The sequence below is a fragment of the Peiella sedimenti genome, assembly GCF_030504955.1.
Lineage (GTDB): Bacteria > Pseudomonadota > Alphaproteobacteria > Caulobacterales > Caulobacteraceae > Brevundimonas > Brevundimonas sedimenti.
The window spans coordinates 294,239-310,800 of sequence record NZ_JAUKTR010000003.1 but is presented as its reverse complement, the minus strand read 5'-3'; the positions used below and the strand labels follow the sequence as shown (position 1 = coordinate 310,800).

The following is a 16,562-nucleotide window of genomic DNA, read 5'->3' as shown; positions in this document are numbered from 1 at the left end:
ATGCGGGCGCCATTGCTCCTAGCCGCCGCCCTCGGCCTGGCTACTCCGGTGCTCGCGCAGCACGCCGGCCATGGCGCGCCGCCGCCTGAGCCGCCGGCCGAGATCTCAACCTGCGAGCCCGAGCACGCCGCCATGGGGCACTGCTCCCTTGCGCCTACGGCCGATCCGGTCGATCCCAACTGTCCGCCCGAACACGCAGCGATGGGCCACTGCACACCCACCCGCGCCGACTCGGAAGACGCCCCGGGCGGCTCCGATCCCGTTCAGGCGCCTCCGGTCGCGCCACCGCCGGCCGAGGCGTTCAGCGGGCCGGCTCATGCGGCCGACGCCGTTTTCGGCGCCGCGACGATGGGGCGCGTACGTAGCGACGTTCTCATCGAAGAACACGGCGGCATGCGCACGGGGCGGGTTCTTATCGACCGGCTGGAAGTCTCCTACGGAGACGGTTCCGACGGCTACGCCTGGGAGGCCGACGCCTGGTACGGCAGCGACTACAACCGTCTTTGGTTCAAGACCGAGGGCGAAGGCGAGTTTGGCCACGACATTGAGGCCGCAGAGATCCAGCTGTTGTGGAGCCGGCCCGTCACGCCCTTCTTCGACCTCCAGGCGGGCGTTCGGCATGACATTGAGCCGGACACCGGACCGGCCCACCTCGTCTTGGGCATTCAAGGTCTGGCGCCCTACTGGTTCGAGGTCGATGCTGCGGCCTTCCTGTCGGACGAAGGCGATCTGACCGCCCGTTTCGAGGCGGAGTACGACGCCCGGATCACCAACCAGCTGATCCTCCAGCCGCACGCAGAGCTGGAACTCTCCGCTGGCGACATAGTGGAGCGAGAGATTGGCGGCGGCTTGTCCTCCGTCGAGTTGGGGCTGCGCCTTCGGTATCAGTTCGTGCCTGAGTTCGCGCCTTATGTCGGAGTGAGCTATGAGCGCAGCTTCGGCGGCACGGCGGATTACGCGCGGGCGCGCGGCGACGAGGTGGCGGCGTGGCGCGTCCTGGTCGGACTAAGGACCTGGTTCTAGGAGAGAATATGCGCATCGGACTTACTGTCATCGCCGCCCTCAGCCTGGCCGCCGCGAGCCTGCCGGCCGCTGCTCGTCACCCCGAGAATGGCCAGACGGCCCCAAGCGCCCTAGCCCTTCCTGCCGAGCTTGAAGCGCCGGCTCAGGTGGTCGATGGCTTCCACGCGGCCCTGGCGCGGGGCGACACCGAGGCCGCGCTCGGCTTCTTGGCTGAAGATGCGCTGATCTATGAGTCCGGTGGCGTCGAGCGCGGCAGGGCAGAGTACGCGGCCCACCACCTTGGCGCCGACGCTGCGTTTGCTCAGGCCGTGCCCAGTCGGGTCTTGCGCAGGACAGGCGCGCTCAGGGGCACGACCGCCTGGCTGGCCAGCGAGGGGCGGGTGACCGGCGCCTACAACGATCGCGCGCTGGACCACATCACCAACGAAACCATCATCCTGGAGCACGACGGCGCCGCCTGGCGCATCGTTCACATCCACTGGTCCTCAGCAGCCGCCCCCACCCGTTCCTGACCCAAGAGTACGGAGTATCCATGTATCACCGCCTCCTTCCCGTCGCCGCAGTCGTCACTCTGCTTTCCGCCGGCGCGGCCCAGGCTCACGCCCAGCTTGTGTCGGCCAACCCCGCGCCCAACAGCACGGTGAGCTCGGCGCCCGGCGTCTATGTGCTGACGTTCAACGAGCGGGTGCTGCCGCGCTTCGTCACTCTTGAGGTGACCGGACCGAACGGAAACGCCCTGCATGTGGCGGACGTCACGGTTGATCCGGAGAACCCGGCCCGCGTGCGAGCGCCGGTTCATGGCGGCGGCCAGCCGGGCGTATACCGCGTATCGTGGACCGCGGCCGGCCCCGACATGCATCGCATGAACGGCAGCTACACCTTCGCCGTCCGCCCGTGATCGACGCCGGGCTGATCGCGGCCCGATTCGTCCACTACCTGGCCCTGGCGATCGCGTTCGGTGCGGTCCTCTACGGCCATTACGGGCGCGGCGAAGGGCTCGAAGGCGTGCGCCGCCGGCTGGATAGGCTGTCGATGGTAGGCGCGCTCGGCGTCATGGCCGGCGCCGCCGCTTTGCTCATGCTCACCGTCGCGGGGATGGGCGGCGGTTTCGCCTCGCTCGGTGACGCGCCCCTTTGGCGGGCCGTGCTCCTCGAGACCGACTTTGGCCGGGTGTGGATCGCCCGCCTTGTCCTCGCGGGCGGGCTGGTCGGTGTGACCATGGGGCTCAGCGAGCGCCCCTCGCCGGCGCGACGCGTCGCCCTCGGCCTTGCCGGCCTCTTGCTCTTGAGTGTGGCCCTCACGGGCCACGCGACTTCGCACGACGGCCCGATGGGTCTGCTTCACCGCGCCACTGACGCTGTGCACCTGCTTGCGGCGGGGGTGTGGATCGGCGCCTTGCCGCCTCTGCTGTTCCTGTTAAGCGCCGCGCGGCGGGACGTGGGCGCATCGACCCATGCGGCGCGAAGGCTGCGGGAGTTCCACGGGATCGGCCTCATCGCCGTCGCCGCGCTGGTCGCGTCGGGACTCGTGAACAGTGCGCTGCTCGTCAGTGACTTCCCCGCCCTGATCGGATCGCCTTACGGGAGGGTGCTTGCCGTCAAGCTCTGTCTTTTTCTGGGGATGCTTGCCTTGGCGGCGTCGAACCGCTGGCGAGCGGCGCCGCGGCTGGACCATGCCGTGGATAAGGGCGGAGACATTCGAGCGCCGATCCACTTGTTGCGTCGTCAGATCAGGATGGAGCTCGTGATCAGCTTGCTGGTTCTGGGCGCGGTCGCCGTGCTGGGAACGTTGTCCCCGACGATGCCCTAGTTCGAGGTGGGGGACGGGAGCCGGCCGCCTAAGCCGGAAGCCGACACGCTCGTAGATTGCCTGACTTCTTGTCGACGAGCGCCACCCAGGCGCCCCCCAGGCTATGGGCGCCACACGCTTGAGGATCCAGGTCGATCCTTCTCACCCACTGGTCGACAGGCCGAGCGTATTGCCGCGCCCCGACATGCGCATTGGGACGATTTCGCCTGGGCAAAGGCCAATTATCCGCCGGCGGACACGGAGATCCCGCCAAGCAACTTTCGCCTCCCCGCGCCGGCGCGATGATCTCGAAAGGCGCCGGCGCCCGTTTTCTGCTGCAGCACTGTTGATCGCGCCTACCTGCTGCGGTGTACGTGGTTGCCGGCCCAGGAAATCTAAGTACCCCTCGGCCGCCGGAGCTCCCAAGGTCATGCGTGATTCTGGGCTACGGCTCCCGACTTCGTGACGTAGGCCTTCATTCTTGGCGGCGATCCTTCGCCTTTCGACCAACGTCCGGTCGTTCTTGCGAGCGGACGATCACCCTGGAGCCCTCATGATGGCCAAGACCCCCCGCTTGTCGGAGTGGCTCGAAGGCCTTCGCCTGGCCCGTACCGAACGAGGGCCGATGGTCGTAGGGCTCGATGGTCGCAGCGGCGTTGGCAAATCGACCCTTGCGCAAACCATCGCGGCCGAAGCTGCCGGAGTGGTCGTTGGCGGCGACGACTTCTTCGCCGGCGGCACGACCCTCGTGAACGGGCGTCCAGAGCAGTTGGCAGACCTCTGCATTGACCGTCTCCGACTTGCCCGAGTCCTCGAGGATCTGAGGGCAGGGAAGCCGGCCAGGTACCGCGCGTTCGATTGGGAAGCCTTCGATGGGCGGCTGGAAGTCCAGACCACACACCTGGAGCCAGCTGACCTAATCATCGTCGAAGGGGTCTACAGTTGCCATCCCGACCTCCACCACGTTCTGGATGCGAAGGTCTTGGCTACGGCGGCGTCCGACATCCGAGACAGCCGACTCCAAGCGCGGGAAGGAGAGATAGGTCCTTGGGAGCGCCAATGGCACGCGGCGGAGGACTGGTACTTCTCGGCAATGATGACCGAGGCGTCCTTCGATTGGGTCATCGACGCGTCAGACTGAACCGAGGCCACCCCTTGCGGAACGGAGAGCACTATGGCGCACAACGAGTTTCTGGAGAGTCTCTGGTGAGCGTCGGCGCGCTCGAACCGCCTAATTCATTGAAAAGAATGGTGGACGCGACAGGGATTGAACCTGTGACCCCTACGATGTCAACGGTCACATCGTCAATGATTTCAATAGCTTGAAATTATCCACAGGTCGGAAAATTAAAGGAAATCAGTGTCCCCGCCCACGTTTTGTGGGCATTCCATGGGCTTGACCACGGCTGATTGGACCATTCCTACAGGCAAACCAACAATCTGATTTTTATCAGCTTCTTCGACAGCGCCTTGTAACGAACACCCACAGCGGTCGAAGGTCAAGGCACACTTGCCGGACTGGGTCAGCCTGCCCTGGCGCGTCGCCCGCTTGGCAGCGCAGGCGGCGGAAGTGAGGACGCCTCCGGCTCCACGAAAAACTCGCCCAGAGGAACGCCCAGGACCTGAGCGAGCCGCTCTAAAAGGTCCACGGTTGCGTTGCCGCGGCCTCGCTCAAGCTCGCCGACGTAAGCTCGGTCCACGCCCGTATCGGCGGCCAGCTTCTCTTGCGAGATGCTCCGCTCCGTCCGCAATTTTCGCAGATTCCACGCCACCAGCGCGCGCCCGATGTGATCTGACATGCGGTGTGGCTCTATTTCCGCTTCTCGCTCAGCCTGCGGGATGTGGAGGAGTTGCTGGCTCAGCGTGGCATTGAGGTGCGCAGCGCATCACCACGGACGGCCTGGTGTCGTATCAATCCGTCCTGCCCGAACTTGGCCTGGAGGGACGTCACCCGCCGGGACGACTTCGGGGGAACAATCGGGCTGAGAATTCTTACCTGCCGATCCGGCGAAGGAGCCTCAGCCCAGCGCTTCCTCACCACCCACGCCGCCGTCTGTAACACTTTCTACACACAGCGACATCTGATCAGCCGCCCCACCCTTCGCCGCTTCTGCACCGGGGCCCGGACCGCATAGTCGGCCGCTGTCGCCTGAAGCTGCTGGGTTTGGGCTTGCCGCATGCCGGGGCCGTGAACCTGACAGCGGTTACGTATTACCCCTAGTTGACCGCGCTTCCGAGGAACCTAGGCTGGAACTTGGTGATCGGGTCTTCGTTGACCTGCGGTAGAGCTAGGCAGGGAGGGCCAGGCTTGGTCGAAGAACCCCACCCCACATCCGTGGTCGAGGATGATGACGGCCTGTCCCAATCCCAGATTGACGAGGCCATGCGCGAGACCCCCAAGGGCGCGTTCGCCCTGGCGGGCCTGACCGTCGGGCTGCTGATCGTGGCCTGGTTGGCCATCTACATCTTCGTCTTCCTTCCGCGCGGCACGGTGGGCTGAGCCATGTCCGGACCCGAGGGAGAGGAAAAGGTCGTCAAGTCCGAGTTGCGCTGGGCTCTGGCGGCGGGCGCCGTGGTGTTCATCATCTTCGCCGCCGTGCTGTGGGCGGCGATCACCATGCGCATGAACCCGCCCAGCAACATCGAGCACGCCGACCCCGCCACCCTGCATATGCAGGGGGAGTTCACCGAGTCGAACCTGGGCACGACGGTCGAGCCCGACGGCCGGGTGACGGTGCGCATGGTGGCGACCCAGTTCGCCTTCGTGCCTAACTGTCTGATGGTGCCACAGGGCCGCGAAGTCACCTTCCGCTTCGTCAGCCCGGACGTGATCCACGGCATTCTGATCACCGGCACCAACGTCAACACCATGATCGTGCCGGGCTATGTGGCCCAGGTTCACACGGTCTTCCGCCAGTCCGGCGACATGCTGATGCCCTGCCACGAGTTCTGCGGCCTGGGCCACAGTGAGATGATCGCGCGGGTCCAGGTGGTTCCGGCCGATCAGTTCCGCCCTGGACCCGACGGCCGCGCCCATTGCGAGGGCCAGACGCCGCTCGTGAACACCGCCGCGCCGGGCGTTCCGGCCGGCGATGTGGATGCGGGCGCTCAGGCCCAAGGCCCTCTGGTAAGCGGCGAGCCTTCGCCCGATCCGGCCCAGGCCACACAAGACGCGGTAGCGGCGGCCCAGCCCGCCACGGGGGAATGATCCGATGCTGACGACCCGCCGCCTTGTCCTGACCCATATGTGGGTGGCCTTCGCCACCTTCAGCGTCGCCATCATCCTGGGCGTCTGGCAGATGTGGGCCAGAAGCCCCCTGCGCGCACCCTTCCTGACCGCCGAGAACTATTTCAACTCGGTGACGATGCACGGCGTCTCCATGGGCTATGTGCTGACCACCTTCTTCATCATGGGCTTCGGCTATTTCGTCGCCGAGACCGCCCTGAAGCGTCCCCTGCCCGGCAAGACCTGGGCTTGGGCGGCCTTCTGGATGGGCATCCTCGGTGTCTTGATGGCGGTGCTGGCCATCGTCACCAACAACGCCACGGTCCTGTTCACCTTCTACCCGCCGCTGACCGGCAGCCCCTGGTTCTACATCGGCCTGGTTCTGGTCGTCGTGGCCTCGTGGATATGGTGCGGCCTGATGATTGTAGCCATGGCGCAGTGGAAGCGCGCCAATCTCGGCGAGCCCGTGCCCCTGGCCATGTTCGCCACCGTGGCCAATGCGGTCATGTGGCTGTGGACCACCATCGGCGTCGCGGCCGAGCTGTTGTTCCAGGTGATCCCGGCGGCCTTCGGCTGGATCCACACCGTCGACGTGGGCCTGTCGCGCACCCTGTTCAGCTGGACCCTGCACGCCATCGTCTATTTCTGGCTGATCCCCGCCTATATCGCCTTCTACACCATGGCCCCGCGCGAGGCGGGCGGGCGGCTCTATTCCGACACCATGGGGCGGCTGACCTTCGTGCTGTTCCTGCTCTACAGCCTGCCGGTCGGCATGCACCATCTGTTCATGGACCCGGAGCACTCAACCGGTTTCAAGTTCGTGCAGGCGGCCCTGACCTTCCTGGTCTCGGTGCCCACCTTCCTGACGGTCTTCACCATCTCGGCCTCGATGGAGCTGGCGGCGCGGCTGCGCGGTGGCACGGGGGTGTTCGGCTGGATAAAGGCCCTGCCCTGGAAGAACCCCATGACCCTGGCCACGGGCCTGGCCTTCTTCATGTTGTGGTTCGGCGGCGGCGGCGGCCTGATCAATATGAGCTACGGCATGAACGCCATGATCCACAACACCAGCTGGGTCACGGCGCACTTCCACCTGATCTTCGGCGGCACCGTGGTCATCATGTATTTCGCCATCGCCTATTCGATCTGGCCGCACCTGACCGGCTGGACCTTCCGCAGCCCAGGCCGCCTTCGGCTTCAGCTGTGGCTCTGGGCCGTCGGCATGATGGTGATGACCATCCCGTGGCACTATCTCGGCCTGCAAGGCCAGTGGCGGCGCGTGGCCACCTTCGACTATTCCGACCCGATGATCGCCGGCTGGGGTCCGTGGGTGATCGTCTCGCTGATCGGCGGGCTGATCCTGCTGGCCAGCGCGGCGCTGTTCATCGTCAACCTTCTGCCGCCGCATAGGAAATGGGCGCGACAGCCTGGCCCGACCGAGCCCTATCGCTACGCCTTGGCCGCTCATCCGCCGCGTCGGGTGCCCGAGGTTCTAAACGGCTTCACCCTGTGGAACCTGCTGGTGGCCCTGTTGATGCTGGCGGCCTACGGCTGGCCAATCCTGCAGTTCTTCCTTACGGATGCGCCTGAGGCCATCGTCCACCGGATCGGAGGCTGAGATGGCCTCGCCGGACCCTCACAACACGCCTGAGACAGAAGCTGAGCGCCGCGCCGGCCGCCTGTGGGCGCGCACCGCCGTCATGGTGGTAGTGGGCTTCGTCGCCGTCTTCGGAGTGCTAGGCTTCGTCATTATCCCAGTGGCCCAGGGCGCTCAGGCCGGCATCGATCCGTGGTCGGCAATCTGCCGCGCTGTCGGCGTCAGCCCCGGCTCGCCCGCCATGCGCCAGCCGGTCAGCGACACCCCCGCCCAACCCGTGTCGAACGTAGCGTGGACCCCTGCCATCCTGAACACGCTCAGCGGCGCCGACCGCGCCACGGGCCAGCGGCTGGCGCAGGAAGTCTGCTCGGCGTGTCACGGCGAGTCAGGAGTGTCGCCAAGCCCAAACTTCCCGCATCTGGCTGGTCAGTCAGCGGCGGCCATCTACAAGCAGCTGCACGACTATCGCTCCGGCGCCCGCTTCAATGAACAGATGACGCCAGTGGCCGAGGCCTTGAGCGAACAGGAGCTGGCCGCCATCGCCGCCTACTATGCCGAGGCCTCCGACGACCTGCGGCTGGGCACGCGCAATCCCCTGCCGGACGAGCGGCTGCAGCGCCTGGTCAGCGAGGGGGATCCTTCGCGCGGCATCCCCGCCTGCAACGCCTGTCATGCGCGTGGCGCCGGCGGCCCCATCGAGACGCCGATGATCAACGGCCAGCACGCCGCCTATCTGGAGGCCCAGCTGACCGCCTACGCCAACGGCGGGCGCCGCAACGACATCTACCAGCGCATGCGGACCATCTCAGCGGCCCTGACCGAACAGGAGCGGCGTGAGCTGGCGGCCTATTATCAGGGCACGCGCTAGACGGTTGGTGCGGGCAGCCGCTGGCTGCCTTGCGGCAATGTTTTGAATGCCTCCGGGGCGCGTGGACCCCGCTGGCCGCGCCGCTACAGGAAGGTTCTCCGGTGGAAGAATTCTACATCCAGATTCGCCACGTCCACATCGGCGCTGTCATCGCCAGCGGCAGCCTGTTCTTCCTCCGCGGAGCGGCGTTGAACCTGTTTAGACAAGGTTGGGCCATGGCCAGACCGCTGCGCTGGCTGAGCTACGCCATCGACACGGTGCTTCTGACAGCCGCCCTTATGCTGATGACGATCATACAACAGTACCCCTTTGCGGACGTCTGGCTGACGACGAAGGTGATGTTGCTGGTCGGTTATGTCGTGCTGGGCAGCTTCGCCCTCAAACGCGGGCGTACGCCTCGACAGCGCACGGTCGCTTGGGCGGCGGCCTTGGTCGTCTTCCTGTTTATCATCACCGTGGCGCGGGCGCACGATCCCCTGGGCGTTTTCGCGGCCCTGTAGAACCCCGTAGCGGACGATTGCGGAGGCCCGGTCTTGCGCCGGCTCAATCTCGTCAGGAGCCGGGACGGCGATAAGGGCGGGCGGCCAAGCCGGTCGCGACTCCGCCTGTGGTCCCGCCATGTTCCTCACCACCGTTTCAGCCCTTGCCCTGGCGACTGCGGCGCCCGCTCTCCTAGCTGCGGAGGCCGATGGCGCCCCCACGGTGGTGGAGGAGGTCGTGGTCACGGCGCAGAGCCTGCCTGGCGATCCTCTCGCGGCGCGGAGGGCGCGAGCAGAAGCCCAGAAGACGCCCGGCGCGGTCGCAGTGGTGGCGCGCGAAACTTACGAGGATCACCTCGCCACCCATCTGGGTGAGGCTCTGCACGCTGTGCCGGGCGTCTACGCCCAACGCCGCTGGGGCGAGGACGTGCGTCTGTCCATCCGAGGCTCCGGCGTCGGCAACGCCTCCCATAACCGTGGGGTCATCCTCGTCCAGGACGGCATCCCCTTCAATCAGGCGGACGGCTTTGGTGACTTTCAGGAGATCGACCTGCTCAGCGCCCGCTATATTGAGGTGTACAAGGGCGGCAACGCCCTGCGCTTCGGCGGCGCGACCATGGGCGGCGCCATCGAACTGAACACACCCACTGGCCGCAACGCCCCCGACCGCAACCAGCTGCGCCTTGAGGGGGGCTCCTTTGAAACCCGGCGTGTCCACGGCGAAGCGGCGCGCCGCCGGGGCGATTGGGACGCCTGGACGGGCATTACGCTCCTTTCCGCCGACGGGTGGCGAGACCACTCGGCTCAATCGTCGCAGCGCCTCAGCATTAGCGCCGGTCATGAGCTGGGAGGGGCTGGGGAAATCAGACTAGTCCTCAGCGTCGCTGACATCAGTAACGACATACCTGGCGCACTGACGCTGGACCAGGCGCTCATGGATCCGACCCAGGCCGCGCCGGGCGTGGTGGCGCGGGACTACCGCAGAGACATGACCTCTGTGCGCGGCGCGTTAGAGCTGAGCTTTCAATGGGCAGATGACTGGCGCTTCGAAGGCGGGCTCTATGCGGCGAGTAAGTCTCTGGACCACCCTATCTCCATCGTCATCGACCAAGCCAGTCTGAACCTGGGCGCCTTTGGCCGAGCGGCGTGGGAGGGCAGGATCGGCGGCCGCAACGCGGACCTACTGGTGGGCGCCTGGTTGCGCTCGGGCGGGCTGGATCAGCAGACCTTTGTCAATGCCGCGGGCGCGCGCGGGCCCCGGCTGGGTGACGGACGCCAGGAGGCGCTGGCGCTGGATGTGTTCGCCGAAGGCCGGCTGTTCGTCACCGACCGTCTCGCCATCGTGGGCGGGGCGACGGCCGGTCGAGCCACGCGTGACTATGCCGACCGCTTGAACCCGTTGCGCAGCGACGACGCCGAGTTTGCTTGGATCGCGCCTCGGCTCGGTCTCCTTTGGGAAGCTGAAGGCGGACAGCAGGTCTTCGCCAATGTCACGCGCAGCGTGGAGCCGCCGAACTTCTCCGCCTTGGTGCAGACGCCCGTGCCCGCCTTTGTTCCCGTCCGGATGCAGGAAGCCTGGACCTATGAGCTCGGAGCGCGCGGGCGCGCAGGCAGGCTCGCCTGGGATTGGGCGGCCTATCACATGACGGTCGAGAATGAGCTGCTCACCTTCGTGCCGGGTCCTGATATTCCTGCCGCCACCTTCAACGCCGGGCCGACCCTTCATTCGGGGGTCGAGGCTGGCCTGAACATGACGCTGGGGGAAGGAGACTTCGGCAAGCTGGAACTGAACCAGACCTATGCCTGGTCGAACTTCCGGTTCGATGGGGACGGCCGGTACGGGAGCAATCAGCTGCCGGTCGTTCCCGAGCATCATTATCACGCCGAACTGCGCTTCAGTCGCGCAGGCGTCTTCTCCGTGGCGCCGTCGCTAGAATGGGCGCCCGGCGACACCTGGGCCGACTACGCCAACACGATGAAGAGCCCAGGCTATCTGGTCTGGTCCCTGAACGGCTCGCTTGAGATTGGCGGGCATGTGACCGTGTTCTTGGACGCACGAAACCTGACCAATCAGGTCTATGTCTCCAATGCCAACGCCATAACCGACGCCCGCGTGGCCTCCAACGCCGTCTTCTGGCCGGGCGAAGGCCGCTCCGCCTTTGTCGGCCTGCGCGCCCGCTTCTGAGAAGGGAATGTCATGCGCCACACCTTTATGATCGCCGCCGCCCTGGCCATTGTCGCCTTTCCCGCGGGCGCTCACCCCGTCTTCGCGCAGCCCGAGGCCCGGGCCGGGGACTACTGGGTCGGAGAGCTGCGCGTCGGGCACGGCTGCAATGGCTCAGCGACCACTTCAATCCGGGTGGAGGTGCCCGAGGCTTTGATCGTGGCGCGGCCCCAGGCGAAGCCTGGCTGGATCGTGACTATCGAACACGCGTCGCTCGCCAGCCCTGTCGCCGGAGAAGGCGGCCGTATGTTGACGGAGCGGGTCAGCGCCGTGACTTGGACGGGTAGGTTGCCGGACAACCAGTTCGACACCTTCGGCCTGGCGGCGAAGTTGCCCCAACAGACTGGTGAGCTGACCTTCAATATCCTCCAAACCTGCGAACAGGGAGAGGTCAGCTGGAGCGAGAGCGCCGGGCCCGACGGCCATCGCCCCGCTCATCCGCCGGCGCGGCTGAGGGTCAGTCCTCCGGCGGACCACGCCCACCACTGAGGCGTCCTCAGCATGGTGCGATCAGGGACCCGGGCCGTCGGCCCGGGTCTTCTGTCCAATTGCGCCAACTCTCGCTCACCGAGCTCACAGTGGAACGGCATACGCAAATTTCCCATCGGGCTACTCCTCTGGTGAGATTGTTGGGGCGCAAAGTCTGGCCAGACCACCCGCTCTAGATCAGCTCCATCAGGGCCGCGTCAGGCCCGGGAGACTGAAAGATGAAACGCCTTACCCTTCTCGCCGGCGTCGCCCTGCTGAGCCTCAGCGCCGCCGCCGTTCGCGCCCAAGATGCCGCGCCTGCGGGTGATCCCGCGCCTGCCGCCGACATTATCCGCCGAGGCGATGATCTGCCGGGGCCGCTGGCGGCCCAGACCGGCCCGCGCCACCACGTCGTCGACCTGGAGACCACTGAGGTGATCGGCCAGCTTGAGGACGGTACGACCTACACCTACTGGACCTATAACGACCGGGTGCCTGGTCCGATGATCCGGGTGCGCGTCGGCGACACGGTCGAGGTGAACCTGCGCAACGCCGACACCAGCGCCATGATGCACAATGTGGACTTCCACGCCGTCACCGGTCCGGGCGGCGGAGCGGCGGCCACCAACGCCAATCCGGGCGAACGCCGCAGCTTCACCTTCCGCGCGGTGGCGCCGGGGCTCTACGTCTATCACTGCGCCACGCCCATGGTGGCCCAGCACATCGCCAACGGCATGTATGGGCTGATCCTGGTGGAGCCCGAAGGCGGCCTGCCGCCCGTGGACCATGAGTTCTACGTCATGCAGGGCGAAATCTACACCGAGCAGCCCCAAGGCACGCCCGGGCTGCTGACGGAGAGCATCGATAACCTGCTCAACGAACAGCCCACGTACTATGTGATGAATGGCGCCTTCAAAGCGCTGACCGGCCCCAACGCGCTGCAGGTTCGGGTCGGCGAGACCGCCCGCATCTACTTCGGTGTCGGCGGCCCCAACAAGACCTCGAGCTTCCATGTCATCGGCGAGATTTTCGACCACGTTTACAACATGGGATCGCTGACCAGCGCGACGGTGGACGATGTGCAGACCGTCTCCGTGCCGCCTGGCGGCGCCACCGTGGTGGATCTGACCTTCGAGGTGCCGGGCAGCTACATCATGGTCGATCATGCCCTCAGCCGCGTCGACCGTGGCGCAGCCGGGATCATCGAGGTCACGGGATCCCAGAACCCCGATCTCTTCCGGGGCGATGACGCGGCCCACAACCATATGGAGCACTAGGCGGCCCTTGTCCGACTAGGAACTGAACGGCCGCCGGAGCGATCCGGCGGCCTCTTTCTTCAGGAACCCTCATGCTAGCGTTGACCTTGGCCCTGCTGACCTCCGTCACGCCTGCACCTCAGGCCGCCGACGCCGCAACGGACGACGCCGCTGACCTCATTGTGGAGTTCCGCGCGAGGTCCGAGATCGTCTCGCAGACTGGACTGGAGGATGCTCACGCCCTGACGGTCCGCTCCCGACTGGGCTGGCGTTCCGAGCGCCGCCGAGGCCTACAGGCGCTTATCGAAGGCGAGGCGGTATCGGTCATCGATGACGACTTTTCCGCTCCGCTCTCGCCCGATCCCGCTCGTCCGACCATCAGCGACGGGGATTCGCTGGAGCTGAACCGAGCCCAGCTCAGCTGGCGGCCCAGCCCCGCCTTCGAAATCATCGCCGGTCGCCAGCGGGTCGTGCTGGGCGATGGCCGCTTTGTCGGCAACAGCGGATGGAGGCAGAATGAGCAGACCTTTGATGCTCTGCGGATCAACACCACCGTCGCTCGGGGCCTGAGCGTCACGTTCCTGCACGCCAAGAACGTGCGGCGCTTCCCGGGCGCGGACCATCCGCAGGGCGTATGGCGCGGAGCTGTCAACGCCCTGAGCGCCCAGGCCGAGACCCCTGCGGGACGCCTGTCGGGCCTCTATCTGACCAGCGATCTAGAAGGCCGCCCGGCCGAGTCCCTGCGGACTTGGGTGATCGCGGTCGAAGGTGAGCGGCGGGTGACGGGGCAGACAGAGGCGGCCTGGCGCCTCGACTATGGGCGTCAGTCGGCGTTCGGTCCCAACCACGGCGACTTCTCTGTGGCGTACGCACGCGCCGTGGTCGGCGTGAGACGGCAGGACTGGTCCGTTCAAGTGGGCCGGGAGTGGCTGGAGGGGGACGGCCCACACGCCTTCCAGACGCCCCTGGGCTCCAACCACGCCTTCCTCGGCTGGTCAGACGTCATCGGGGCCACGCCCAGCTATGGGCTGACCGACGATTTATTACGCGTACAGAGGGCCGGCGGCCGCTTTCGGCTCGCTGCCGAGGCCCACAGCTTCCAGGATGGCTCCGGCCGGAATGCCGTAGGTCGTGAATTCGACATCTCAGCCTCGGCGCCTCTGGGAGAGCGCCTGTCGATCGAGGCGAAGGCCGCCCGGTTCGAGAGCCGGCGGCTCGCGTTCGCCGACTTCAGCAAGGTCTGGCTGACGCTGGAGTATCGCTACTGACCCATCAGCCGCACTTGGAGTAGCCGCATTCAAAGCAGGTGTCGCAGCCCTCTTTGCGCACCATGCCGGCCGTGCCGCATCGGGGGCAGGACGGACCGGCGATAACCGCCGCAGGCTGCGCCTCAGCGTGGCTAACGCAGACCGCCTCGCGCCCGAGGTGCCGTTCGATGATTCCGCCGATGGCCGCAGGCAGCGAGGCCACATAACGGCCGTTCATCCAGCCGCCGCCCCGCGGATCGAACACCGCCTTCAGCTCCTCCGCCACGAAGCTGACGTCGCCGCCGCGCCGGAACACCGCCGAGACCATGCGGGTCAGGGCCAGGGTCCAGGCGTAGTGCTCCATGTTCTTCGAGTTGACGAAGATCTCGAAGGGCCGCGTCCCGTCGGGGTCTTCCACGTCGTTCAGGGTCACGTAGACCGCGTGAGGGCTGTCCGGCCAGCGCAGCTTGTAGGTGCTTCCAGACAGGGTTTCGGGCCGGTGCGCCAACGCGGGGTGGTTCTCGGCCGGTGGGGCTGCGGGCTTTGGCGGTTCGGCCGACAGCACCGATCCGGTCACGGCATTGGGCCGGTACGTGGTCAGACCCTTGCAGCCCATGGTCCAGCCTCGGACATAGACATCGGCGAAGTCGTCGAAGGCGATATCCTCTGGGCAGTTGACCGTCTTGGAGATGGAGCTGTCCACCTGGCCCTGCGCCGCCGCCTGCATCTTTAGGTGATGTTCAGGAGTCAGGGTCTGGGCGGTGGCGAAGGCGTGCTCGGGCGGTGGGGCGTCCCCGTGCAGCCGCTTCCATATCGTGAGAGCGTAGTCCTCGACGGCCTCCTCGCGCTTGGAGCCATCAGGCTGCAAGACCTTTCGCGTGTAGGCGTAGGCGAACACCGGCTCGATGCCGGAGGAGACGTTTCCTGCCAGCAGCGAGGTGGTCCCGGTCGGCGCGATCGAGGTCAGACAGCCGTTGCGCAGACCGTGCCGCGTGATGAGCTCGCGCGTTTCAGGGTCCAGACTTTTCAGGTTCGGTGTGTCGAGGATGGTGGGCTGGTAAAGCGGGAACACTCCCTTCTCGGCGGCGAGCTCAGCCGAGGCGCGGTAGGCCTCGCGCTTGATGACCGACAGCCAGCGGGTGGTCAGGGCAGCCGCCTCATCCTCGCCGTAGCGGACGCCGCAGAACACGAGTGCATCCGCCAAGCCGGTCACGCCCAGGCCGATCCGCCGCTTGGCCTTGGCCTCTTGTTCCTGTGCCGGCAGCGGATAGCGCGACACGTCGATGACGTCGTCGAGAAAACGGATCGCCGTTCGCGTCAGCTCGGCCAGCCTCTCCTCATCCAAGGCCGCGTCTTCAGCAAAGGGATGCGGGACTAGCCGCGCCAGATTGATCGATCCCAACAAACAGGCGCCGTAGGGCGGGAGCATCTGCTCGCCGCACGGGTTGCTGGCCGAAATCGTCTCGATGCCCGCCAGATTGTTCTGGCTGTTGACCCGGTCGATGAAGATTACGCCCGGCTCGGCGACGTCGTAGGTAGCCTGCATCAGCCTGCGCCACAGATCTCGGGCCGGCACGGTGCGATAGGTCTGCCCGCCGAAGACGAGTGGCCAGTGGTCTCCCGTCTTCAGCGCCTCCATGAAGTCGTCCGTGACCAGAACCGAGACGTTGAAGTTCCTCAGCCGTGTGGGGTCGCGCTTGGCGTCGATGAAGGCCTCGATGTCGGGGTGATCGATGCGCAGGCAGCCCATCATTGCGCCGCGCCTCTGCCCTGCTGACAGGATGGTGCGGCACATGGCGTCCCAAACGTCCATGAAGCTCAAAGGGCCGGAGGCGTCGGCGCCCACGCCCATAACTGGCGCGCCGGCGGGGCGAATGGTGGAGAAGTCCATGCCGACGCCACCGCCTTGTTGCATGGTTACGGCGGCCTCGCGCACGGCCTCGAATATGCCCGGCAGGTCGTCCGGCACCGTGCCCATGACGAAGCAGTTGAACAGGGTGACGCTGCGCCCCGTGCCGGCGCCAGCCAGGATTCGGCCCGCAGGCAGGAACTGAAAATCAGCCAGAGCCTCGCGGAAACGGTCGCGCCACTGGCGGCGCGCCTTGGGCGGCTCTGCCTCAGCGACGGCGGATGCGACGCGCGCCCAGGTCTGCTCGACCGACTCGTCGCCGCCGCCCCCGGGCGGATTAAAGCTGTATTTGCCGCGCCAAATCTCGGCGGCCAAGGGATTGTCGAACGCCATGGATGGTCCTCCTTCGGATCGCCCAGGCTGGATGATTCTTTTCGGCCCCTATTTGCGCGGGCTCAAACTCGGCGCCCGCTCCTGGGGACAGCCCTTCCGCGTTCCTACGGAGGCTTGAGCTTGTGCGCGCGCAAGGTTGCAGGGGCG

16 protein-coding genes and 1 pseudogene are annotated in these 16,562 nt (G+C 66.3%); 15 read left to right on the top strand and 2 right to left on the bottom strand.

The features are described from left to right. From Q0812_RS08915 to Q0812_RS08895, 5 genes are all read left to right on the top strand, one after another. Positions 1–1,023: a copper resistance protein B gene (locus Q0812_RS08915; RefSeq protein ID WP_302109975.1), complete on the top strand. Its 1,023-nt coding sequence runs from the start codon at positions 1–3 to the stop codon at positions 1,021–1,023. A gap of 8 nt (positions 1,024–1,031) precedes the next feature. Continuing rightward, positions 1,032–1,535, top strand: a complete 504-nt coding sequence (locus Q0812_RS08910; protein WP_302109974.1) for a nuclear transport factor 2 family protein — start codon at positions 1,032–1,034, stop codon at positions 1,533–1,535. 20 nt (positions 1,536–1,555) lie between these two features. Then, positions 1,556–1,921: a copper resistance CopC family protein gene (locus Q0812_RS08905; protein ID WP_302109973.1), complete on the top strand. Its 366-nt coding sequence runs from the start codon at positions 1,556–1,558 to the stop codon at positions 1,919–1,921. Then, the gene (copD, locus tag Q0812_RS08900; RefSeq protein WP_302109972.1) at positions 1,918–2,832 is read left to right on the top strand and encodes a copper homeostasis membrane protein CopD; all 915 of its coding nucleotides are present in this window, start codon (positions 1,918–1,920) and stop codon (positions 2,830–2,832) included. The genes Q0812_RS08905 and copD overlap by 4 nt, the downstream gene beginning before the upstream one ends. 535 nt (positions 2,833–3,367) lie before the next feature. Further along, positions 3,368–3,952: a uridine kinase family protein gene (locus Q0812_RS08895; protein ID WP_302109971.1), complete on the top strand. Its 585-nt coding sequence runs from the start codon at positions 3,368–3,370 to the stop codon at positions 3,950–3,952. 382 nt (positions 3,953–4,334) lie between these two features. On the opposite strand, the gene Q0812_RS08890 is transcribed toward Q0812_RS08895, so the two are convergent. Continuing rightward, positions 4,335–4,610, bottom strand: a complete 276-nt coding sequence (locus Q0812_RS08890) for a helix-turn-helix transcriptional regulator (protein ID WP_302109970.1) — start codon at positions 4,608–4,610, stop codon at positions 4,335–4,337. 3 nt (positions 4,611–4,613) lie between these two features. On the opposite strand from Q0812_RS08890, the pseudogene Q0812_RS08885 reads away from it, so the two are divergent. The 10 genes and pseudogenes from Q0812_RS08885 to Q0812_RS08840 all read left to right on the top strand — a co-directional run. After that, positions 4,614–4,688, top strand: a pseudogene (locus Q0812_RS08885) (IS6 family transposase); the annotation flags it as partial. Positions 4,689–5,119: 431 nt separating this feature from the next. After that, the gene (locus tag Q0812_RS08880; protein ID WP_302109969.1) at positions 5,120–5,311 is read left to right on the top strand and encodes a hypothetical protein; all 192 of its coding nucleotides are present in this window, start codon (positions 5,120–5,122) and stop codon (positions 5,309–5,311) included. 3 nt (positions 5,312–5,314) lie between these two features. Then, positions 5,315–6,019 carry a cupredoxin domain-containing protein gene (locus tag Q0812_RS08875; protein WP_302109968.1) on the top strand — a complete coding sequence of 235 codons (705 nt, stop codon included), beginning with the start codon at positions 5,315–5,317 and terminating at the stop codon, positions 6,017–6,019. Between the two features lie 4 nt (positions 6,020–6,023). Further along, positions 6,024–7,652 carry a cbb3-type cytochrome c oxidase subunit I gene (locus tag Q0812_RS08870; protein ID WP_302109967.1) on the top strand — a complete coding sequence of 543 codons (1,629 nt, stop codon included), beginning with the start codon at positions 6,024–6,026 and terminating at the stop codon, positions 7,650–7,652. Position 7,653: 1 nt separating this feature from the next. Beyond that, positions 7,654–8,499, top strand: a complete 846-nt coding sequence (locus Q0812_RS08865) for a c-type cytochrome (RefSeq protein WP_302109966.1) — start codon at positions 7,654–7,656, stop codon at positions 8,497–8,499. Positions 8,500–8,600: 101 nt separating this feature from the next. Further along, positions 8,601–8,999: a SirB2 family protein gene (locus Q0812_RS08860; protein ID WP_302109965.1), complete on the top strand. Its 399-nt coding sequence runs from the start codon at positions 8,601–8,603 to the stop codon at positions 8,997–8,999. Positions 9,000–9,117: 118 nt separating this feature from the next. Beyond that, positions 9,118–11,163, top strand: coding sequence for a TonB-dependent receptor family protein (locus tag Q0812_RS08855; RefSeq protein WP_302109964.1), 2,046 nt, complete (start codon positions 9,118–9,120; stop codon positions 11,161–11,163). A gap of 12 nt (positions 11,164–11,175) precedes the next feature. Then, the gene (locus Q0812_RS08850) at positions 11,176–11,691 is read left to right on the top strand and encodes a DUF1775 domain-containing protein (protein WP_302109963.1); all 516 of its coding nucleotides are present in this window, start codon (positions 11,176–11,178) and stop codon (positions 11,689–11,691) included. A gap of 218 nt (positions 11,692–11,909) precedes the next feature. After that, a complete protein-coding gene (nirK, locus tag Q0812_RS08845; RefSeq protein WP_302109962.1) occupies positions 11,910–12,947 on the top strand; it encodes a copper-containing nitrite reductase in 1,038 nt (345 codons plus the stop codon). 86 nt (positions 12,948–13,033) lie between these two features. Continuing rightward, positions 13,034–14,194 (top strand): hypothetical protein, encoded by a 1,161-nt coding sequence (locus tag Q0812_RS08840; protein WP_302109961.1) that lies wholly within the window; start codon positions 13,034–13,036, stop codon positions 14,192–14,194. 4 nt (positions 14,195–14,198) lie between these two features. Here the strand turns inward: Q0812_RS08840 and Q0812_RS08835 are convergent, their stop codons facing one another. Beyond that, positions 14,199–16,415 (bottom strand): adenosylcobalamin-dependent ribonucleoside-diphosphate reductase, encoded by a 2,217-nt coding sequence (locus Q0812_RS08835; RefSeq protein ID WP_302109960.1) that lies wholly within the window; start codon positions 16,413–16,415, stop codon positions 14,199–14,201. Between the last annotated feature and the right edge of the window lie 147 nt (positions 16,416–16,562).

Coding starts and splice junctions, on each gene's coding strand:
- Q0812_RS08915 (WP_302109975.1), top strand. CDS start 1: ATGCGGGCGCCATTGCTCCTAGCCGCCGCCCTCGGCCTGGCTACTCCG.
- Q0812_RS08890 (WP_302109970.1), bottom strand. CDS start 4,610: ATGTCAGATCACATCGGGCGCGCGCTGGTGGCGTGGAATCTGCGAAAA.
- Q0812_RS08870 (WP_302109967.1), top strand. CDS start 6,024: ATGCTGACGACCCGCCGCCTTGTCCTGACCCATATGTGGGTGGCCTTC.
- Q0812_RS08910 (WP_302109974.1), top strand. CDS start 1,032: ATGCGCATCGGACTTACTGTCATCGCCGCCCTCAGCCTGGCCGCCGCG.
- Q0812_RS08905 (WP_302109973.1), top strand. CDS start 1,556: ATGTATCACCGCCTCCTTCCCGTCGCCGCAGTCGTCACTCTGCTTTCC.
- Q0812_RS08865 (WP_302109966.1), top strand. CDS start 7,654: ATGGCCTCGCCGGACCCTCACAACACGCCTGAGACAGAAGCTGAGCGC.
- Q0812_RS08875 (WP_302109968.1), top strand. CDS start 5,315: ATGTCCGGACCCGAGGGAGAGGAAAAGGTCGTCAAGTCCGAGTTGCGC.
- Q0812_RS08835 (WP_302109960.1), bottom strand. CDS start 16,415: ATGGCGTTCGACAATCCCTTGGCCGCCGAGATTTGGCGCGGCAAATAC.
- Q0812_RS08850 (WP_302109963.1), top strand. CDS start 11,176: ATGCGCCACACCTTTATGATCGCCGCCGCCCTGGCCATTGTCGCCTTT.
- nirK (WP_302109962.1), top strand. CDS start 11,910: ATGAAACGCCTTACCCTTCTCGCCGGCGTCGCCCTGCTGAGCCTCAGC.
- Q0812_RS08895 (WP_302109971.1), top strand. CDS start 3,368: ATGGCCAAGACCCCCCGCTTGTCGGAGTGGCTCGAAGGCCTTCGCCTG.
- Q0812_RS08855 (WP_302109964.1), top strand. CDS start 9,118: ATGTTCCTCACCACCGTTTCAGCCCTTGCCCTGGCGACTGCGGCGCCC.